The following is a 19,776-nucleotide window of genomic DNA, read 5'->3' on the forward strand; positions in this document are numbered from 1 at the left end:
TGTGCTCACTTAAAATTTAACGTTGGCGCTTTGTTTTGTTCAGTTTTCAAAGAGCAATTTGTTGTCGTTTCTCTCAGAAGCGACCTCTATAATGTAACACATTCTGTCACGTTTCGTCAACAACTTTTTTAAAATGTTTTTTCCAACTTGTTAGTTGTTTAAGTTGTTGTCTTAGCGACAAGAAATAATATACCATGTACTAAATATGTTTGCAATACGTTTTTTAAAACTTTTTCAAAAAAAAACATTTTCACCTATTCCCTTCTATATATTCTTTACATCATCATCACACCCATTCCCTGTTTCCGGGCCAAGCTCATGTATTATGATTAAACGAAGCATATTTCCAAAGAAACACAAATAGACATATATAGATATCTTTTTTCCATGAGGTGAAGCAATGAATCTCGCATTAATCGGATTACTCATTTCTTACTGTATGGCCCTTTATTTATTCAGTACCGCTTTTTATGAAGCCATCAAGTTCAGCAGAGAAAAAGGCAAGGTGAATGGTACGACGTTTTTATTCAGCTTTACTTTTGCTTTGATTTTTACACGGATCACCTATTTGTTTCTCCCCTATTAAATAAAAGCAGTAAGTCGGGAGACTTACTGCTTTTATACGGGAACTTGCGCTTCTTTATTTACCTTGCTTTTCTTTTCATCCTTTAAGAACAACATCAAACCACCCAATATGATGGTACCTCCAAGGACCTGCGTCCAGAGTATCGGTTCATCTAATATGAAGTAAGCCAGAATTGTCGCTCCCACCGGTTCAAGTAAAATTCCCATCGAAAGCGTCGAAGTGCTTAACCACTTTAGTGACCAATTGAATAAAGAATGCCCTAATAAAGTCGGGAAAATGGCAAGCAAAACGAAATTGATCCAATCGGAAGCAGGATAAGGCGCCAATGCCTCTCCTTTGAAGATCACATATAAAAACAATGCGACAGCGCTGATTGCATACACGACAAAAGTATATGTTATAGAAGAGATGCGTTTGCGAACATTTTGACCAAACAGTAAATAACCGGTTACCAGCGCACATGCGATAAGCGAAAGAATATCTCCCCAAAGCGCCATACCGCTGATTCTCAAATCACCCCAGCTAATGACAAGGCTGCCTGCTATCGCAATGACGCCGCTCAATATCGCCTTCATTGAAAACCTTTCTTTAAAAAACAGGTAGGCTCCGGCAAAAGCGAATAAAGGCTGGAGGGTGACAAGCACAGTTGAACTCGCGACCGATGTGTAATTAAGCGATTCAAACCATAAAATAAAATGGAAAGCCAAAAACACTCCTGCCGCAATCGAATACAGCCAATCCTTTTTTTTAATGAATTTAAGTTCATGACGGTATTTCACCAAGAAAACCGGCAACATAAGAAGAACAGTAAATAATAAACGGTAAAAGGCGATAACACCCGATGGAGCGGTCGCCAATTTAACAAGGATGGCCGAAAACGATACGGATGCCACACCGATCGCTAACGCTACATAAGGATTCAATTTTGGCATTTGACTTAAATTCCTCCTTTCAACGGAATTACGTTTCATTGAACTCTATTCTACTATGTTAAAATTATTAGGGTAGTCTTTTTTAGAAAACCGGTATATGGCAACAGACGATCTTATTATTCGATAATAATTCGGAAGTGGTGAAACAAAATGGAATGGACATTCGACCCTCAATCGGAACTGCAAATCCTTATCAAATTGGGGATTTCAGCTCTCCTTGGACTAATTATCGGACTAGAGCGAGAAATGAAACGAAAACCCGTTGGATTAAAAACAAGCCTGGTCATTTCAATCGTCAGCTGTTTATTAACGATCGTTTCCATGGAATCCGCTTATAAGTTCCCGGGGAGCAACGACGTAAATATCACAATGGACCCCTTGCGTCTAGCGGCCCAGATCGTTTCCGGCGTCGGCTTTATCGGTGCAGGCGTCATCCTCCGGAGGGACAACAACAGCATATCCGGATTAACGACAGCCGCCATCATCTGGGGAGCAGCAGGAATCGGAATCGCCGTTGGAGCAGGATTTTTTCTCGAAGCAATAGCCGGCGTCATCCTATTGATCATAAGTGTCGAATTGGTGCCCGCAATTGTCACCTGGCTCGGACCGAAGAGGTTACGGCAAAAAGAAATCTTTCTGCAGCTGGTCGTACAAAATAAAGATGACATTGCCATTGTACTGAAAAAAATCAAAGACGAAAAAATATTTATCAAAAACCTTAGAATCAAAGATGTGGCAAATGACAACCACCTTTTGACACTTAAAGTTCTGGTCGATCATAAAGTCAGAACATCGGAAGTGTATTACACCGTCTCCAATCTCAAGGAGATTAAAAGGGTAGAGATCGAAAATACATGATAAAAAAACCATTTGACTACCCTCAAACAGTTCACTAGATAAAAGGGGTTCGGAATTAAACATTCCGAACCCCTTTTAATTTCCCACAATATTAAGAGATCGTGCCTCAACGCGTCCACTATGTTAGACCACTTTTGACCCTTGGCAAATTCCAATTGGGCATCCTCTTAAATTAATGGCTAAGTCTTGCCTGCATAAACCAATCGAAACTTCCGCAATCCTCAGGTTTTATCCCTAACATCAAAATCCAACACCATGCATATATGGACAGGTCAGTGAGAAAGTCTAGTGTTAGTGACTTCACTGTGGCCTGATCCATTATTTATTTTAGGGGTCCACTACATACATATATTTTAAATTCGCAAAATATTCAAACCGATATCCTTCTCTATACGTTTATATATAGTGAAAGGACGAACTCCGGCTTGATTAAACATTTCAAAGGAAGGTGGGCAGGACAACCAGCAAGATATTGACAGGGATTTAAACAATTATCAAGAAAATAATTTTTTCGAGGTGAGTAATGTTTAAAAAAATGAAGTTAATAAGTATATGGATTATCACCTTACTATTTGTGGTTTTTATACCAAATGTAATTGGTGCTTCTTCTGCTAAAGGTGAAAGCCCGGTGTTAGGGACAGGCTTTGACACCCACATCACCAACAATTCCCTTGCCGTAAGTCCTGATGAGCAACTAGCGATTGTCTCAGACAGCCGTGAACACTCCATCCTGGTCTATGATCTCGCCAAAGGCAAGTTGCGCAAAAAGATTGACGGCTTCGGTTCACCGAGAAACATCATTTTTATTGATGGTGGTTCAGAGTTTGTCGTCTCAGACAGTACGCTCGGTACACTTCGGTTTTACAGCATTAAAAATTTCACCTTGAAAGATGAAGTTGTCGTTGGTCCAGGTGCATTCGGGACTGCTGTGAGTCCGGATGGAAAGACAATGTATGTGAACAATCAAGCACACAATTCCGTCACGGTCGTCGATTTGGAAAAACGAAAACCCATTGACGTCATTACAGGTTTCGCCCAACCAAGGCAAGGCATTAAAGTCTCTTCAGACGGAAAATATATCTTTGTCACGAACTTTCAAGGAGATAAAGTGTCCATCGTTGATGCCACCACAAAAAAAATCATTCGTGAAATATCAGGGTTCTCCAGTATTCGCGGAATCTCGATTACCGCTGATGGAGGAACATTATATGCCGCAAACAGCGGACGCAACAGCATTTCTGCAGTTGATACGCTAGACGGTAATATAAAGGGTGAAATCAAAGTGGGACGTGAGCCATATGGCGCGGCTCTATCGCCTGATGATAAACTCCTCTTCGCAAGCAACAAAGCTGATAATACGATTGACGTGATCAATGTCGCTGATCACCGCGTAGTTAAAACAATTGGGGGTTTCAAAGAACCAAGGCAAGCAATTGTCTTTAGCCATGACGGGGATCAGGCTTATGTATTGAATCGGGATCTCTCCATTGCACGTGTTGACGCTAAAACATATGCCATCACGGATATAATTCAGGATAAGCAAAAAAAATATAAGCTTAAAACACTAGAATCTGACGAAGTAGGAAAGTATGGGGCAGATCAAAACGGAATGACACTTTATCACTTCACAAAAGATGATTCTAATGTCAGTAATTGCAAGGGCCAATGTCTTGAAATTTGGCCGCCATTCCATGCAGATAACATCATCTCGAATAAAGGAATCGACAAAAAAGACTTTAAAACAATCATAAGAGATGACGGACAAAAACAAACAACATATAAAGGGCATCCACTTTATTACTATGTGAAAGATAAACAGGCAGGTGATATAAATGGGCAAGGCGTCAATAATGTCTGGTATGTATTGAAAAAAAAGATTTTTGAGGAATAAGCGCAAGAACAAGGAATCAGGAACGCAGAAAAGTGGCCCAAAAAATTGTATAAATTAGAAAATAGAACACATAAACGCCCTTGATATTTTTGATCTGATGAAAAAATAAACTCAGAGATGGATTAACAAGATCAAATTCAATTATTATTTAGTGGTAATGATTTTTTGCCTTTAATGATAGCTGGCTGCATCTCTAATGTTGAAAAAGCCAATGAAAAGAACCACCCTCCTACTTTCGATTTCATTGGTGTAATGAATACATTTTGCGGCAGGTCTCTATCGTATAAACAAAAAAAACTGTAGGTTAACTCGATTCATCAAGTCTATAGTCTGATCCGTTTGACTGCCCTCAAACGGTTTTTTTATCATTTTTACAAAAATCTCATATTTAATATTGACTTTTCACCAAAATCCGATAAAATAATTATTGTACCTCAATTCGGGGCATTAGCTCAGCTGGGAGAGCGCTACGCTGGCAGCGTAGAGGTCAGCGGTTCGATCCCGCTATGCTCCATACTTTATACGAAATCAACGTCACGACAACGTTCGTGGCGTTTTTCGTTTTCGTTGACTTGTTTCGTTGACTTGAATGAATTACAGCTATACCAACAAACCGATAACACGTCTTTTCTTTACGATAAATAATCGTATAGAAGAAACTAATCAATCGAAAGGAGAATCGGATAATCACGGAGTATTTGTACGACCGACTACCTGTTCAAGGAATCGAAGCACATATCCGACTAATGAATGAAGGGGAAGCCGCCAACCTTGAACCGTTTGGTTTCGATACGGGTACGCCGATTGACCGAATTGATCAATACAATGCTTTAATGGTATTGTCTAAATTAGATTTCCCACTGGAAGAATCGCTTGATCCGAAAAGCCAAGCAACGAAGTATCTGGATTCAACGTCGAAACCATTATCGAAAAGTTAGTCGCATATAAGGATGAAAGAATCAATTCATGACGGTTTGGCCCGTTTTTTATTTTTTGAATATTCCTTAAAATATGAATCTATTTATATTACGGTTAAAAAAGGAAATTACATAGGGGCGATTTGCATGAAAGGGAAAAAAATTCTCGGTTGGATAATAGGGATTGCAATTGTTGTCGGATTGGGTACTTGGGGAACTTTCGCAGTATTAGAAAACGTCAATGATTATAAAGCGATCGAAAAGAAACATGAAACAGCGGCAGCGGACGAAGGGGACATCCCCCAAGACGTTGACCAAGAAGTCGTGAACACACCGATTGCAATGGACGTTGTAACATTGGCGGACGGCGGGGACGGTCACACGTTCATTGCGGATACTCATTCATTCTTGAACGATACGCTTGGTTATGGTGGCGTTAATTCGGCGGAATATAGGTCACAACGAGCGAATGCCGAAGACGTGCTTCAAGCGTTGAAGGGTGCAAAAGTGAAGAACAAAGAAATAACGGCGGACTTCAAGAAAATCGAAGAATATGCGAACGTCGTATTCAAAGAAGATAATCGTGACGCAATGGTTCAACTTCACCGATTGTTTCACGATTTGGATATCTACTTCAACGGATATGATTATGACCAAACTTGGGGTGTAACTGATTTCGAGGGCGAATAATTGGGTCATTGGTCATTTCGTTGCAAATAAATCGGAGATAGAAGCACCATACTATTGCGGCTAACAGTTCCTAACGATATAAATAGACGTGTGACTTTCGAAAGACTTGACGCTTAATTTCGTAATAGATGATAACTGGCAGCGTAGAGGTCAGCGGTTCGATCCCGCTATGCTCCATATCCGAAAACCCTTGCGTAGCAAGGGTTTTTTTCTTTGGCTTACAAGAAAATAAACGAGCGGATAAAGCCACTTCTTCTTGCATGTTTGGAAATACATCGCGACGGAGTTAATGAATCCTTTTATTAACAAAATGCACCTACCTCCTTTACGGAAGCAGGCGCATTCAAATTCAATAAAAAAAGCTTCGAAATAGCGTGGAGTGTTAACCATTGCAATGATTAACTAACTAAGAATCCTTCAGGACAATCTATGAAAAAAAGATGCGATAAGCTGTCCTAGTCTTCGAATTCCCTCATTTATTTCTTTCTCATTGGCATAACTGAACGAGAGCCGGAGAAACTCGGTTCCATCGTTTTGATCCAAGAAAAAGTATTTCCCTGGAACATATGAAACACCCTCAGCTAGTGCCTGTGATAATAGATGCGAAGTATCAACACCTGGAACTCTCAACCATACAAAGTAACCACCATCTGGTACATACCAGGAAACAGATTCTGGAAGAAATTGTTCCATCGCACGGATTAACGCAGTACATTTTGAACGATACACATCTTTTAGAAGGTCGAGCCGTTTTTCAAAATCGGTATTTTCTAAGTATACAGCCATTGTACTTTGAGCAAATGGATGGTCTAAATCTTTTTTAAACCACTCTAAAGCCTTAATGAATTCACTTTCTCCTGCTATCCATCCAATCCGCATTCCTGGAGCAACAACCTTGGATAATGACCCAACTTGGAGGACTCGTCCGCATTTATCCAAAGATTTTATTGGCACCGGATTTTTATCGAAGGATAATTCTCCGTATGCATCATCCTCTATTATGAGGAAATCAAACTCGATGGAAAGCTCCAATAAATGCTTCCGGCGCTCAATTGTCATAGTCGTCCCAGTTGGATTTTGAAAGGTTGGGATTGTATATAGAAAACGCGGGAGGGTTAGACCTGTACGTTTCCTTTCATCCAGCATTTCTTTTAATCGGTACGTTTGGAGTCCTTGTTCATCTATAGGTATACTAATAATCTGCTTCGTATAGTTTTGAAAAATCTCTAAAGCCTCCATATAGGTGGGAGACTCTACCGCTACGACCGCTTTATCATCAAGAAGGACGCGGGCAATAAGATCAATCCCCTGGCAAGCTCCTGATGTAATCAAAAGCTGATCTTCCAAAATGCAAATTCCACGCTCTCCCAATCTATTCTGGATTTGATGCTTTAGTCTTGCAATTCTCGGACTTCCGATATAATGGAGCGGCAAATCCTGCTCCTCATCAAGAAGTCTGGCTACAGCTGCCTTGAGCTCCTCAGCAGGAACAAGAGCAGGATCAGGATAGCCTGAACTCAAGCGAATGCAACCATCTGGCAGATCTGGCATCCATGCACCGGGCGGATCATTCTTAAGTGCCGCTTTAATGTTTTCAGAAAAAAAAGATTCAACATTCACTTCAACCATACACCACCTTTCCGTCAATCAAACCTGATTGATACTCGCGATTTTTGAAGATAGCTGCTTATTTCATGATACACGAAGATAGCCATCAATCTTTTGTAAAAAAACTGAAATTAATTTTAAACTTTCTTCTGATGAGAGACAACAATGCCTCTTTATATTTTTGAAATGCCGGAGTCTCTTTTACACAGACTCTCTTGGCCGGTCCAATAGAATAGGAGCTTTTTTCTTTAAACTTTATGTGTATAGATGAGGACATTTTTTGTCTATCAGTACCTGTAAAGCTGATAAAAGAACCTAAAAAATAAAGAAAGGCAGATCGTCCGCCTTTCTTCACTTTTTATGCAACTCATTCCATTTCTTAACCAAACGCTTCGGTGCCGCACGTAAATAGGCTTCTTTAATTAGATAGGTCAATTCATCCCAGTCTTCCCTATCCGGATTTTGAATAGAAACCCAACCGTGATGACCTATATATGGGGTTTTGAAAAAATTCTCTTTCTGTAGCAATAATTCTTGAGTTTCTCGATCTGACTTGAACGACAAGCTGAATCCTTTCTCGCTTTCACCTGAAATCACGAAGGATTTTCCATTGATTTTAAAAGTATTGTGACCGAAACCATCAATATATTCAGCAGCTTCGGGCAATGCAAGACAGATATTGCGTAGACTTTCAAGCATGCCTGCCGTGTCTTGTAATTTCATGTTTTAATTCACCTATTATCAAATCTATTTTGCATTCACATCGGGTTGATGAATTCCGAATAAATTGCCTTCGGTATCAATATAGTATCCTTGCCACGCCATACCAGGCAGGGCATATTTAGGCATTGCGACATTGCCGCCATTCTCAATAATTTTAGCTTCCGTTAAATCGTAATTTTCCACACCCATTGTACAAGCAAATGCATTTAAAGCTTGGTTTGTTTCCGGCGGAGCACTTTGACGCTGCATCAAAGCACCATTGATCCCAGGTTCATTCTCATCGCCAGTTACTGCTCCAAAGTAAGGCATACCTGCATAATCACTCCAATCTTGAAATGACCATCCGAATACCTCTCCATAAAACTTCTTTGCCCGTTCCATGTCATTCACATGAATTTCGAAATGAACTAATCTTCCCATGATTCCCTCCTAAGTAACATATGAATTAACCATTTACTTACCTTATCCAGTCTGTGTTCGCTTACAAATACCCTTTTATTATTATAATGTAAATGGAAATAAATTCAAAGAACTTAGAGCTTCATCATACAATCTGTCATAACTTTTCCACAAGAACCGCTTTTCAAATATCGTTTGTTCCGACCAACCGTTTGTATTACCAAATATTTGCGAAACTATGCGTATATTTTTGTGATAGTTTGACTAGACTGCTAGTAAATAATTCTAGGAGGTAATCAAAATGTTTAGATTCGGGAAGAGAAAGCTGCGGAGCAAGGTCGGTAAATTAATCGATAAGCACGGATATACTCAAGAGGAGTTTGTAAGTGCGTCAGGAATCTCACGTAATACGATTAGCAGAGTTTGCAGCGATCCTAAGTATGTACCGTCAGCCGGGGTTTTAAAGAAAATCATGAAGGCGGTTCGAAGCATAGATGCTGGCGCAAAGGCAGATGACTACTTTGATTTGTAAACAAAAAGGGCCCTAGCGTAATGGCCGGGGCTAAATGTATTTGTTCAATTCTTGTTCATGCCCTCCTTATCCATGCACCCATAATCCAAGCGTCCCCCCACTTTGAAGTCACCTAAAAAGAAATCATTGCCTGATACTGTGTCCATCTTCCCCCAACTTTTCAAAGTTCACTTATGTCCGTAGAGTTTCCGTGGAAGAAATTATTAGGTAAAAAAGATTTAAATGAGATTCAACAACATCCCCCGAATTTGAAAATTAAAATTCCCCATTTCCATTAGGAGCAGGGGTTTTCAGTTTTTCAATAAATAGGGTTCGGAATGGTCCCGAATCCTTTGCACGCTTTTGCCGAGGAATTATTACCATGATTTCTTCGGTTATATTTTTTATTTTTTTATACGGCTGAAACCTATTAGATTGAAGAAATTTGCGACAATCCTGCCGAATAACTGGCCAGCCGAGACCCCACAGACGCTTGCTTTGATGAGGCTTAGCAGACAGTCGGCAGAAAGGGAGCGGATTTCTGAAATCAACTGTAATTTTTAGATAAAAATAGACACTCTCTCTTTTCTTCCGAATTTGTCTACAGTCTGAAAACCCCCACTTCCATTAGGAGCGGGGGTTTTCAGATGATATGTATATCTTGCGGTTCTTTTGTCCCTTTTAAACAAGCCCTGCAGCGATTTCTTTAAACAACGGCTTGTTATCGATTAGGGACAAAAGGTTATGTATTCCGCTTAAGCTATTTTCGACTAACCATTTTCTTTATGAACTGAACCACAGGTGACACGATCGATTCATGTACATTCGTAAGGGCATAACCGATCAGACCCATTATTACCAGGGCCAAGATTAATCCTATTATCAATCCTGATGTTTCTCTAAGTTCTTCAAGTACAGCATCCATCATTCCTTATCCTCCCCGGCTTGCCGATGCGACTTAATTTTACGGTTTTACATCCATTTTATTTCTGACATTTATCGTTTTTTCTTGGCCTTTGTCCCATTCTGTTAAATAAGGTTCATTATAACGCATTGGATGATTATGGTCGAGGTTCCACTTTTAAACGTATTTATTGATGTCATTCACATCATTGCTTACTAATAAAGGCTCTACCTCTAGCGTTTCTCTTTAAGTTAAAATATAAACCTTCGTTTAATCCGAACAAACAAGAAACAATGTAAACCTTTTCATTTGTCCAAAACCGACAAACAAATGACAGAATTATTGTTTTTTTAGAACATTGAGAATTTTGTCGAAAAACCGTAAGCTTAATTTATTGAAATACATCTTCTTAGGGGGTGCGCTTTATATGGAAGCCATTACAAGGGACTTTTTCTTATTTTTATCTAAAAATAATCTGCTTAATAATATTGCTAAAAAAAGCGGAGGAAATTTCGCTGCTGGAAAGATCATTGGGGGAACTGATTTCCAAAGTTCCATTAAATTCATTAAACAACTTAACAATAGCGGCTTGTCGGTTACAGTAGACCATCTTGGGGAATTCGTTGATTCTAAGGAAGTGACTCAGGAACGGACGGCAGAATGCATCGAAACCATCGAAATGATCAGCAGGGAAAAACTTGATTCACAGGTTTCTCTGAAGATGACTTCTCTGGGACTTGATATCGATCATAAACTCGTGATTGAGAATATGACGAAAATTCTTGATACAGCCGAAAAACATAAAGTCATGGTCACGATCGATATGGAAGATGAAGTTCGCTGTCAGGCAACTATCGATATCTTTAGACAGTTCAAAGAAAAATACAGCTGCATAAGTACTGTTCTACAAGCATATTTATTCCGCACAGAGAAAGATTTGGAGGACCTTGGCCAATATAAGCCATTCCTGCGTCTCGTAAAGGGTGCCTACAAGGAATCTGCCGAGGTGGCTTTTCCCGAAAAGAATGATGTAGACGAAAACTATAAAAAGTTGATTAAGCAAAGTCTTCTTAACGGAAATTATACGGCCATTGCCTCACATGATGACAAAATCATCGAATATACAAAAGAGCTGGCTAAGAAGTTCGACATCCCGAATACACAATTCGAATTTCAAATGCTTTATGGCATGAGAAACAAAACTCAATACGAATTGGTCAAGCAAGGTTACAAAATGCGCGTCTATGTACCATATGGTCTGGATTGGTATGGATACTTCATGAGAAGGCTTGCAGAAAGGCCATCCAATATTGCCTTTGCCTTCAAAGGGATGGTCAGAGGCTAAATATACATTCAACATTACTAATGCTACAAAAATTCTATTAAAAGGTGTGATTATCAATGATTTCATATAAACACGAACCATTTGTTGATTTTACAAACGAGGAAAATAAAAAAGCATATCAGGAAGCACTTCAAACTGTTGAAGGCTACTTAGGGCAAGACTACCCTCTCTATATCGGGGCAGAGAAAGTGACGACTGATGAGAAAATCGTTTCATATAATCCTGCAGATAAGCAAGAGGTCATCGGCCGAGTATCGAAAGCGAACAGAGATCTTGCTGAAAAAGCCATGCAGGAAGCTGTAACCGCTTTTGAAAGCTGGAAAAAAGTGAAGCCGGAAATCCGTGCTGACGTTTTGTTCAAAGCGGCTGCCATCATTCGCAGACGCAAGCATGAGTTCTCTGCGTTATTGACGAAAGAAGCGGGAAAACCTTGGAATGAGGCTGATGCGGATACAGCGGAAGCAATCGATTTCCTTGAATTCTATGCCCGTCAAATGCTGACGCTTAAAGATGGTGTGCCTGTTCAAAGCCGTCCGGGTGAATTTAACCGCTATGATTACATTCCATTAGGGGTAGGCATCATCATTTCTCCTTGGAACTTCCCATTTGCAATCATGGCAGGTACAGCTGTTGCCGCTATCGTTACTGGTAACACAATCCTGTTGAAACCAGCTTCGACTACTCCTATCGTTGCTGCGAAATTCGTTGAAGTGATGCTTGAAGCCGGCCTTCCAGCAGGTGTATTGAATTTCGTTCCAGGAAGCGGAGCCGAGGTGGGCGACTACCTGGTTGATCATCCTAAAACACGTTTCATTTCCTTCACAGGTTCACGTGATGTAGGTCTGCGCATTTACAAACGTGCTTCTGAAGTGAACGAAGGCCAAATTTGGCTGAAGCGTGTCATTGCCGAAATGGGCGGAAAAGATACGATCGTCGTCGACAAAGAGGCAGATCTTGAATTGGCCGCTCAATCGATCGTGAAATCTGCATTTGGCTTCTCGGGACAAAAATGTTCTGCTTGCTCCCGTGCTGTCATCGTGGAAGACGTATACGATCAAGTATTAGATCGCGCTGTTGAATTAACAAAACAACTAACAGTTGGTAATCCTGTAGAAAATCATTTCATGGGACCAGTTATCGATCAAGCTGCTTTTGACAAAATCATGAGCTATATTGAAATCGGGAACCAAGAAGGACGCATTCTGACTGGAGGAGAAGGAGATAGCTCTAAAGGCTACTTCGTTCAGCCGACAATCGTTGCTGATGTCGATCCGCAAGCCCGCTTGATGCAAGAAGAAATCTTCGGACCAGTTGTTGCCTTCACAAAAGCGAAGGACTTTAACGAAGCTCTTGAGATTGCCAATAACACTGAATATGGTTTGACTGGGGCTGTCATTACGACAAATCGCCTTAACATGGAAAAAGCACGCGAAGAATTCCATGTAGGGAACTTGTATTTCAACCGCGGCTGTACTGGCGCAATCGTAGGTTATCAGCCATTCGGCGGGTTCAACATGTCTGGAACTGATTCCAAGGCAGGCGGACCGGACTACTTGCAACTTCATATGCAAGCCAAAACAACATCCGAAACATTCTGATAATGTTCGATTAAGCAATTTGAAGATGATTTGAAACACACTATGGTTATGTATCTCCCATCATGGATACGGAAACCAAAATGAGGTTAAATGGAGGAAGTGACAACTAGGTTGCTTCCTCTTTTAAAACAAAAAATTACTTATTTCAACCTGAAGGGAGTCTTTTATGGATTACGCATTAATAATTTCGATCAGCATTTACATGGCTGGCATGCTTTTAATCGGTTACTTCGCTTACAAAAGGACTTCCAATTTAAATGATTATATGCTGGGCGACCGGGGTCTTGGACCTGCTGTCACTGCATTAAGCGCCGGTGCCGCGGATATGAGCGGCTGGCTTTTAATGGGTATGCCTGGTGCCATGTTCGCAACAGGACTAAGTTCCATCTGGATTGTAATCGGTCTCACGTTAGGAGCCTATGCGAACTGGCTGTATGTTGCACCAAGATTGAGAACTTATACGGAAGTCGCCAATAACTCCATTACGATCCCCGCTTTCCTGGAAAATCGCTTTGGCGAGGGCTCACGGATCTTAAGGCTCATTTCGGCATTGGTTATCCTGATATTCTTCACCTTTTACGTTTCTTCCGGAATGGTATCCGGCGGAGTCTTATTCCAAAGTACATTTGGCCTTGATTACCACTCAGGTCTATGGATCTTGACAGGTGTCGTCGTCGCCTATACTTTATTCGGCGGATTCCTGGCAGTAAGCTGGACAGACTTTGTTCAAGGAATCATCATGGTCGTCGCCTTGGTTCTTGTACCGATTGTCACCCTTTTCCATGTTGGCGGTTTCGGTCCTTCGATCGACACGCCACGTTCCATTGATCCAGCTCTATTGAACATTTTCACAGGAACGAGCTTTTTAGGAATCATCTCATTGTTTGCATGGGGACTGGGTTACTTCGGACAGCCTCATATCATTGTCCGCTTTATGGCGATCAGTTCTGTTAAGGAAATCAAGAAAGCCCGTAATATCGGGATGGGCTGGATGATTTTCTCCAGTGTCGGTGCGATGTTGACAGGATTCATCGGAATCACGTATTATTCCCAGAACAACCTGAAGTTAGCTGATCCTGAAACGATTTTCATAGAGTTAGGGGAAATACTATTCCACCCATTCATTACTGGTTTCTTGATTTCAGCAATACTGGCAGCCGTCATGAGCACGATTTCTTCGCAGCTTTTGGTTACAGCCAGCTCTTTAACGGAGGATATCTACAAAACCTTCTTCCGTCGTTCCGCTTCAGATAAAGAACTTGTTTTCCTCGGCAGGCTTTCTGTACTGATCATTTCAATCATCGCTCTCATTCTCTCTTGGGAGAAAAATGACACGATTCTTGGACTTGTCGGGTATGCTTGGGCTGGATTCGGTTCTTCATTCGGTCCATTGGTCTTACTAAGCCTCTGCTGGAAACGGATGACAAGATGGGGAGCATTAGCAGGGATGGTCGTTGGTGCCGCTACTGTAATCTTCTGGTCCATGGCCGGATTATCCGATACACTTTATGAAATGATTCCTGGTTTTGGCGCAAGCTTGATTGCCATCGTCCTGGTCAGTCTTCTAACAGCGAAACCATCAAAAGAAGTAGAAGATCAATTCGAAGAATTCGAAAGAACACTAAAACAATAATAAATCCCCTTAAAAGGAACGGTATTTTTACATATACCGTTCCTTCTTTGTTCTTGCCCCTATACACATCATAACTTTAAAAGTATTATTATACTAAGTTGTCATACACTTCAAAAATCTACAGGGGGCCATATATGTCATTAGAAAAAATCCTGACTCTCACAAACATCAACGATATAACGGATATGGTCAGCACTTATTTAAAAAAACCAGTCGTCATCGAAAATGATCAATTTTTATTGCTGGCATATAGTTCATATTATATCGAACACTTCGACCAAGCCAATCGGCAAACCATCTTCACAAAGCATTGGCCGATTCCAATTCTGGAAAAATTCATGGATGAGGGCATTGTCGAACAGCTTAAAACCGTGGAGCATCCATTCAGGGTGAAACAAATCGAGGAAATCGGATTAAATCAAAGAGTCGTTGTGAGCGCCGTTCACAAAGGACAGGTCTTCGGATTCATTTGGGTCCAAGAAACGGAAATGATGACTGATTCCGATTTGGAATTTTTACATGAAGTTTCCCATCATATCGGCAAGCTCCTTTATCAGAAAAAACAGATAAACATGAAAAAAGATGAAGAAAAAAATGAGTTTTATCAAAAGGTCATTGACGAAGTCTATCAAACGGAAAATCAAATAAAATGGGAAGCCGCCAATATGAGTCTTCTCATTCCGGAAACTTTCCTTGTCAATGTCTTTACCATCGCTCAATCCGATGCGGAACATTTCGATGAATTATCGGATACAGTCAGTCTATTCGCCAATGCATTGAATCATTTTACACATGTATTCACAAACCAATTGAAGATCATCGTCTTGATTGGCAGTAACGGAAAAGGGAAAGACCTGCTTACCGATAGCGCCAATGATTTAACGAACACCGTTCTTTCCCAATTCAATGACAAAAAGGTATTCCCGGGAATCGGAAATGAGTACTCTTCCATTCTTCAATTAAGAAAATCCTATCTCGAAGCTCTGGAAGTGATCAACGCAGCCAAGTTCATCGGTGAACCTGAACAGCTTCCCTTCCAATATAGCAAGCTTGGGATTTTCCGTTACCTCGAAATGATCTCCAACCATCATACTAAAACGAATTATATCAATACGGATTTAGAGATTCTTCAAAAGAAGGACCAGGAAAGCCAAACCAAACTCCTTCAAACACTGGAAATATATCTGTTTAACAATTGCAGGATTAAACCGACAGCTGAACAGCTATACATTCATACCAACACGTTGAAATATAGATTGAATCAAATAACCGATCTCACCTCAATCGATTTTGATGACTTTCATTCAAGAATGCAACTATACATCGATTTACAGCTTATAAAGCAGAGATCTTAAAGAGCGTCCCCGGTTTTTGAGTTCGGGAGATTCAACAAGCTAAGGAGAGAAGAAACGCGGCTAGGTCTGCCGTTTTCCTCTCTCCTTATACATGTTTCTTCTATTATTTTTTTATAGGGTAACAGTTTCTTTCCTTTGTTACGATTTTACTGGACTCACTTTATGCGTCCCAGTAAGAACGAAATCCATGATTTCCTCTTTCGATAGTTTGCTAAGACCAAGAGTTTCAATAGTCCTTCCACTTTGCGGAGTGCCTCCAGGATGATGAGCGAAAGAAGAAATGGGCCATGAAAAAAACACCAGCGATTCCGCCGGCGTCATGTTTTTGCATATAGGTCAAGATACTCCAATCGCACCCGATATTTCCTGTTCCAATTGATTGGTCCTCTCCATTTTTGTTGATTCCGTCCATCCAAAATATCCAGCCATATAATCGATCACTCCATGTTTATGCGTTTGGACTAAATCGATATCGAATAATAGCGTCCCCGTCCTGCGGAAGAAGAAATCCACTGGAGTTGCGGCCATTTCATGATCTAGTGCGTATTTTAGCTGTACGAACAATTTCTTTGGAAGGCCACTGCTTGCTCCTCCGTCTCCTTCGCTTTTTGCGATATCGAATATCACAGGTGCGTTGGACCCGTACATGGCCAATATTTCTTCGGAGTCCTTAACTGCAAGCCCTGAGTCAACTCCCATTTGAATATGTTGCTTGATATAATCGGAGAAGTTGCTTGATCCCCCGACATCCCCACCAGAAATCGGCATTCCTTTAGTACTGCTGGCTGGGTAAGTTTTATTGGATTGCTGGGCAAGCTTCCCTGCCAAAAGGTCGACCGTCGTTTTTGCCATTTTGCGATAACCGGTCAATTTCCCTCCCGCAATCGTGATAAGGCCCGAATCGGACTCCCAAATTTCATCTTTCCTTGATATTTCGGAAGGATCTTTCCCTTCTTCAAGAATCAACGGCCTCACTCCAGCCCAGCTTGATTCAATATCATCACCCGTAATGTTCACTTCTGGAAACATATAATGTATCGACTTTAATAAATAGGCACGGTCTTCGGAAGTAACGGTCGGCACTGCAGGATCACCATCATAAAAAGTGTCCGTAGTCCCTACATAAGCTTTACCGGCTCTCGGAATGGCAAAAATCATCCGGCCATCAGGCGTATCAAAATAAAGCGCCTGCTTCAACGGGAATTTCGATTGGTCGATGACCACATGAACACCCTTGGATAACTTCAGCGTTTTCCCTTTTTTCGATTGGTCCTTCTCACGAATGGAATCGACCCATGGACCTGCTGCATTAATAACTTTGTCTGCGTATATTTCATATGAATCACCTGAAAGCAAATCGGCAACTTGGACGCCGTTCACCTTTCCATTGTCATATAACAATTTTTCCACTTTTGTATAATTTATCGGTGTTGTACCTTTATCGACAGCCGCCTTCATCACTTCAATCGTCAGACGTGCATCATCTGTCCGGTATTCAACATAGTAGCCTCCGCCCTTCAGTCCCTCTTTCTTAACGAGCGGCTCCCGTTTTAGTGTTTCCTCCGCCGAAAGTATTTTCCTGCGTTCAGCTTTTTTAACCCCCGCAAGGAAATCATATACCCGAAGGCCAATGGAGGTACTGAATTTCCCGAAGGTGCCACCTTTGTGCATCGGTAACAGCATCCATTCCGGCGTGGTAACATGCGGTCCATTTTCATAAACGATTTCCCGCTCTTTACCAACCTCGGCAACCATTTTTATTTCAAATTGCTTCAAATACCGCAATCCGCCATGAACAAGTTTTGTCGAGCGGCTTGAAGTACCTGCTGCAAAGTCCTGCATTTCAACCAAAGCCACTTTCATTCCACGGGTCGTTGCATCCAGGGCGATCCCTGCACCGGTAATTCCCCCGCCAATGACAACCACATCATATTTCTCTTTTTTCAGAAGTTCGATCGTTTCTTCGCGATATATATTTGAAAACCTCATGCCTGACTCCTCCTTTAAGTATTGCATTCTATTTTTTTTCTTGAATTTTACACATTTACTCGTGAATTCACACGGTTTACTCGTGAATTCGATCGCTTTACTCGTGAATTCACACGGTTTACTCGTGAGTTTGGTCATTATATTCAATTGGTTCATTTGTTCGCATAGTTTATATAGATATTAATATCCCTAATCTGCCATTAAAAACAAAAAAAGAGACCATAAATGACATTATCGAATTAACGATAACGCATTCATGGTCTCTCCTGTTCTCCGGCCGAGTTATTAACTTGATTTCATTATAGCATACTCCAGCTCGTTTGAGAAAGAATACATCTTGTTTTTTATTTAAATGCCATAGCGGCATGTACAGCTTTTTTCCAGCCTTCATATAATTTTTCACTATTTTGCTCTTCCATGGAGTGTTTAAAGGTTTTGTCTACCGCCCATTGCCGGGAGATTTCTTCTTGATCCTTCCAATACCCGACAGCAAGGCCTGCTAAGTATGCAGCTCCTAATGCTGTAGTTTCGTTTATGGTCGGCCTCTCGACGGGCACCCGTAATAAGTCGCTTTGGAATTGCATCAGGAAGTCATTCTTGACTGCCCCGCCATCCACTCTTAATGTCTGGAGCTCGATTCCTGAATCCGCCTCCATTGCATCAAGGACATCCTTCGTTTGATATGCCAGTGATTCAAGTGTGGCACGAATGAAATGTTCTTTGGATGTGCCGCGCGTCAAACCAAAAACGGCTCCTCGCACTTCGCTGTCCCAATATGGAGTTCCAAGTCCTACAAAAGCCGGTACCACATATACTCCATCGGTACTTTCCACCCGTTTTGCATAGGCTTCGCTGTCCTTGGCATCATGAAGCATCCGCAGGCCATCGCGCAGCCATTGGATTGCGGAGCCCGCTACGAATATACTGCCTTCCAGTGCATATTCGACCTTCCCATTCAGTCCCCAGGCAAGGGTCGTCAATAGTCCGTGTTCGGAACTGACAGCCTTGGCTCCTGTATTCATGAGCATGAAACAGCCTGTTCCATACGTGTTTTTAGCCATTCCTTCATTAAAGCAGGCTTGGCCGAATAATGCTGCCTGCTGATCACCGGCTGCCCCGGCGATTGGAATCGATTGGCCGAAGAAATGATATTCGATCGTACGTGCATACTCCTCAGAGGAAGGCCTCACTTCCGGCAGCATTGATTTTGGTACAGTCAATATATCGAGCAGTTCTTCATCCCATTTCAGTTCATGGATATTGTACATCAATGTCCGGGATGCATTGGAATAGTCCGTTACATGGGCCTTGCCTCCTGATAGCTTCCAGATCAGCCAGGTATCGATGGTACCGAATAACAGCTTGCCTTCATCCGCCTTTTGCCGGGCCCCTTCCACATTATCGAGGATCCATTTCACTTTCGTTCCGGAAAAATAAGCATCTATCAACAATCCCGTTTTATCCCGGAATAGATCATTAAGTCCCTTTTCCTTCAAATCATCACAGATTTCACTTGTTTGCCTGGACTGCCATACAATCGCATTATAGACAGGGGTACCTGTTTCCTTATCCCAAACGACTGCCGTTTCACGCTGATTGGTGATCCCGATCCCGGCAATTTGCTCTGGCTTTACACCGGATTCAGATAGTACACCGGCAATCACCGCCAGGATCGATCCCCAAATCTCATTGGCGTTATGCTCGACCCAGCCTGGTTTAGGGAAATGCTGCGTGAATTCCTTTTGGGAGGAATGGACGATTTCCCCCTTTTCGTTAAATAAAATCGCCCGCGAACTCGTTGTTCCTTGATCTAATGATAAAATGTATTTTTCCAATG

17 protein-coding genes and 1 tRNA gene are annotated in these 19,776 nt (G+C 41.4%); 11 read left to right on the forward strand and 7 right to left on the reverse strand.

All coding sequences use genetic code 11. From position 1 onward, the window contains the following. Positions 1 to 400 precede the first annotated feature (400 nt). The gene (locus tag FNK51_RS07350) at positions 401 to 586 is read left to right on the forward strand and encodes a hypothetical protein (RefSeq protein ID WP_141992917.1); all 186 of its coding nucleotides are present in this window, start codon (positions 401 to 403) and stop codon (positions 584 to 586) included. 32 nt (positions 587 to 618) lie between these two features. On the opposite strand, the gene FNK51_RS07355 is transcribed toward FNK51_RS07350, so the two are convergent. Further along, positions 619 to 1,518, reverse strand: a complete 900-nt coding sequence (locus tag FNK51_RS07355) for a DMT family transporter (protein WP_141992918.1) — start codon at positions 1,516 to 1,518, stop codon at positions 619 to 621. A gap of 150 nt (positions 1,519 to 1,668) precedes the next feature. Here FNK51_RS07355 and FNK51_RS07360 point away from each other — a divergent pair, with 150 nt between their 5' ends. The 5 genes from FNK51_RS07360 (at position 1,669) to FNK51_RS07380 (ending at position 5,874) form a co-directional block, all read left to right on the forward strand. Continuing rightward, complete coding sequence (locus tag FNK51_RS07360) at positions 1,669 to 2,376, forward strand: MgtC/SapB family protein (protein ID WP_141992919.1); 708 nt, start codon at positions 1,669 to 1,671, stop codon at positions 2,374 to 2,376. Between the two features lie 523 nt (positions 2,377 to 2,899). Then, the gene (locus tag FNK51_RS07365; protein ID WP_141992920.1) at positions 2,900 to 4,267 is read left to right on the forward strand and encodes a beta-propeller fold lactonase family protein; all 1,368 of its coding nucleotides are present in this window, start codon (positions 2,900 to 2,902) and stop codon (positions 4,265 to 4,267) included. Positions 4,268 to 4,708: 441 nt separating this feature from the next. Next, positions 4,709 to 4,781, forward strand: a tRNA-Ala gene (locus FNK51_RS07370). A 184-nt stretch (positions 4,782 to 4,965) separates the two neighbouring features. Continuing rightward, complete coding sequence (locus FNK51_RS07375; protein ID WP_141992921.1) at positions 4,966 to 5,205, forward strand: hypothetical protein; 240 nt, start codon at positions 4,966 to 4,968, stop codon at positions 5,203 to 5,205. A 126-nt stretch (positions 5,206 to 5,331) separates the two neighbouring features. Then, positions 5,332 to 5,874, forward strand: a complete 543-nt coding sequence (locus FNK51_RS07380) for a hypothetical protein (RefSeq protein WP_141992922.1) — start codon at positions 5,332 to 5,334, stop codon at positions 5,872 to 5,874. A 417-nt stretch (positions 5,875 to 6,291) separates the two neighbouring features. On the opposite strand, the gene FNK51_RS07385 is transcribed toward FNK51_RS07380, so the two are convergent. The 3 genes from FNK51_RS07385 to FNK51_RS07395 all read right to left on the reverse strand — a co-directional run bounded on the left by FNK51_RS07385 (position 6,292) and on the right by FNK51_RS07395 (position 8,625). Continuing rightward, the gene (locus FNK51_RS07385; RefSeq protein ID WP_141992923.1) at positions 6,292 to 7,494 is read right to left on the reverse strand and encodes an aminotransferase-like domain-containing protein; all 1,203 of its coding nucleotides are present in this window, start codon (positions 7,492 to 7,494) and stop codon (positions 6,292 to 6,294) included. A 339-nt stretch (positions 7,495 to 7,833) separates the two neighbouring features. Beyond that, on the reverse strand, positions 7,834 to 8,205 hold the full coding sequence (locus tag FNK51_RS07390; RefSeq protein WP_098372318.1) for an MmcQ/YjbR family DNA-binding protein: 372 nt from the start codon (positions 8,203 to 8,205) through the stop codon (positions 7,834 to 7,836). 24 nt (positions 8,206 to 8,229) lie between these two features. Continuing rightward, the gene (locus FNK51_RS07395) at positions 8,230 to 8,625 is read right to left on the reverse strand and encodes a VOC family protein (RefSeq protein WP_141992924.1); all 396 of its coding nucleotides are present in this window, start codon (positions 8,623 to 8,625) and stop codon (positions 8,230 to 8,232) included. Positions 8,626 to 8,905: 280 nt separating this feature from the next. On the opposite strand from FNK51_RS07395, the gene FNK51_RS07400 reads away from it, so the two are divergent. Beyond that, positions 8,906 to 9,136 (forward strand): helix-turn-helix transcriptional regulator, encoded by a 231-nt coding sequence (locus tag FNK51_RS07400; RefSeq protein ID WP_141992925.1) that lies wholly within the window; start codon positions 8,906 to 8,908, stop codon positions 9,134 to 9,136. 739 nt (positions 9,137 to 9,875) lie between these two features. On the opposite strand, the gene FNK51_RS26450 is transcribed toward FNK51_RS07400, so the two are convergent. Then, a complete protein-coding gene (locus tag FNK51_RS26450; RefSeq protein ID WP_179891108.1) occupies positions 9,876 to 10,043 on the reverse strand; it encodes a hypothetical protein in 168 nt (55 codons plus the stop codon). 403 nt (positions 10,044 to 10,446) lie between these two features. Here FNK51_RS26450 and FNK51_RS07405 point away from each other — a divergent pair, with 403 nt between their 5' ends. From FNK51_RS07405 to FNK51_RS07420, 4 genes are all read left to right on the forward strand, one after another. Further along, positions 10,447 to 11,364, forward strand: coding sequence for a proline dehydrogenase family protein (locus tag FNK51_RS07405; protein ID WP_141992926.1), 918 nt, complete (start codon positions 10,447 to 10,449; stop codon positions 11,362 to 11,364). Positions 11,365 to 11,420: 56 nt separating this feature from the next. Beyond that, positions 11,421 to 12,962, forward strand: a complete 1,542-nt coding sequence (pruA, locus tag FNK51_RS07410) for an L-glutamate gamma-semialdehyde dehydrogenase (RefSeq protein ID WP_098372313.1) — start codon at positions 11,421 to 11,423, stop codon at positions 12,960 to 12,962. 166 nt (positions 12,963 to 13,128) lie between these two features. Continuing rightward, entirely contained in the window at positions 13,129 to 14,595 is a 1,467-nt protein-coding gene (gene putP, locus FNK51_RS07415; protein ID WP_141992927.1) for a sodium/proline symporter PutP, read from the forward strand. A 134-nt stretch (positions 14,596 to 14,729) separates the two neighbouring features. Continuing rightward, the gene (locus tag FNK51_RS07420; RefSeq protein ID WP_098372311.1) at positions 14,730 to 15,950 is read left to right on the forward strand and encodes a PucR family transcriptional regulator; all 1,221 of its coding nucleotides are present in this window, start codon (positions 14,730 to 14,732) and stop codon (positions 15,948 to 15,950) included. 336 nt (positions 15,951 to 16,286) lie between these two features. On the opposite strand, the gene FNK51_RS07425 is transcribed toward FNK51_RS07420, so the two are convergent. Together FNK51_RS07425 and glpK are read right to left on the reverse strand one after the other, a co-directional pair. Then, positions 16,287 to 17,939: a glycerol-3-phosphate dehydrogenase/oxidase gene (locus FNK51_RS07425; RefSeq protein ID WP_141992928.1), complete on the reverse strand. Its 1,653-nt coding sequence runs from the start codon at positions 17,937 to 17,939 to the stop codon at positions 16,287 to 16,289. A 344-nt stretch (positions 17,940 to 18,283) separates the two neighbouring features. Further along, positions 18,284 to 19,774, reverse strand: coding sequence for a glycerol kinase GlpK (gene glpK, locus FNK51_RS07430; RefSeq protein WP_141992929.1), 1,491 nt, complete (start codon positions 19,772 to 19,774; stop codon positions 18,284 to 18,286). Between the last annotated feature and the right edge of the window lie 2 nt (positions 19,775 to 19,776).

This window comes from Bacillus sp. B4EP4a, from assembly GCF_006680105.1.
In the GTDB taxonomy this organism is placed as follows: Bacteria; Bacillota; Bacilli; order Bacillales; family DSM-1321; genus Peribacillus; species Peribacillus simplex_E.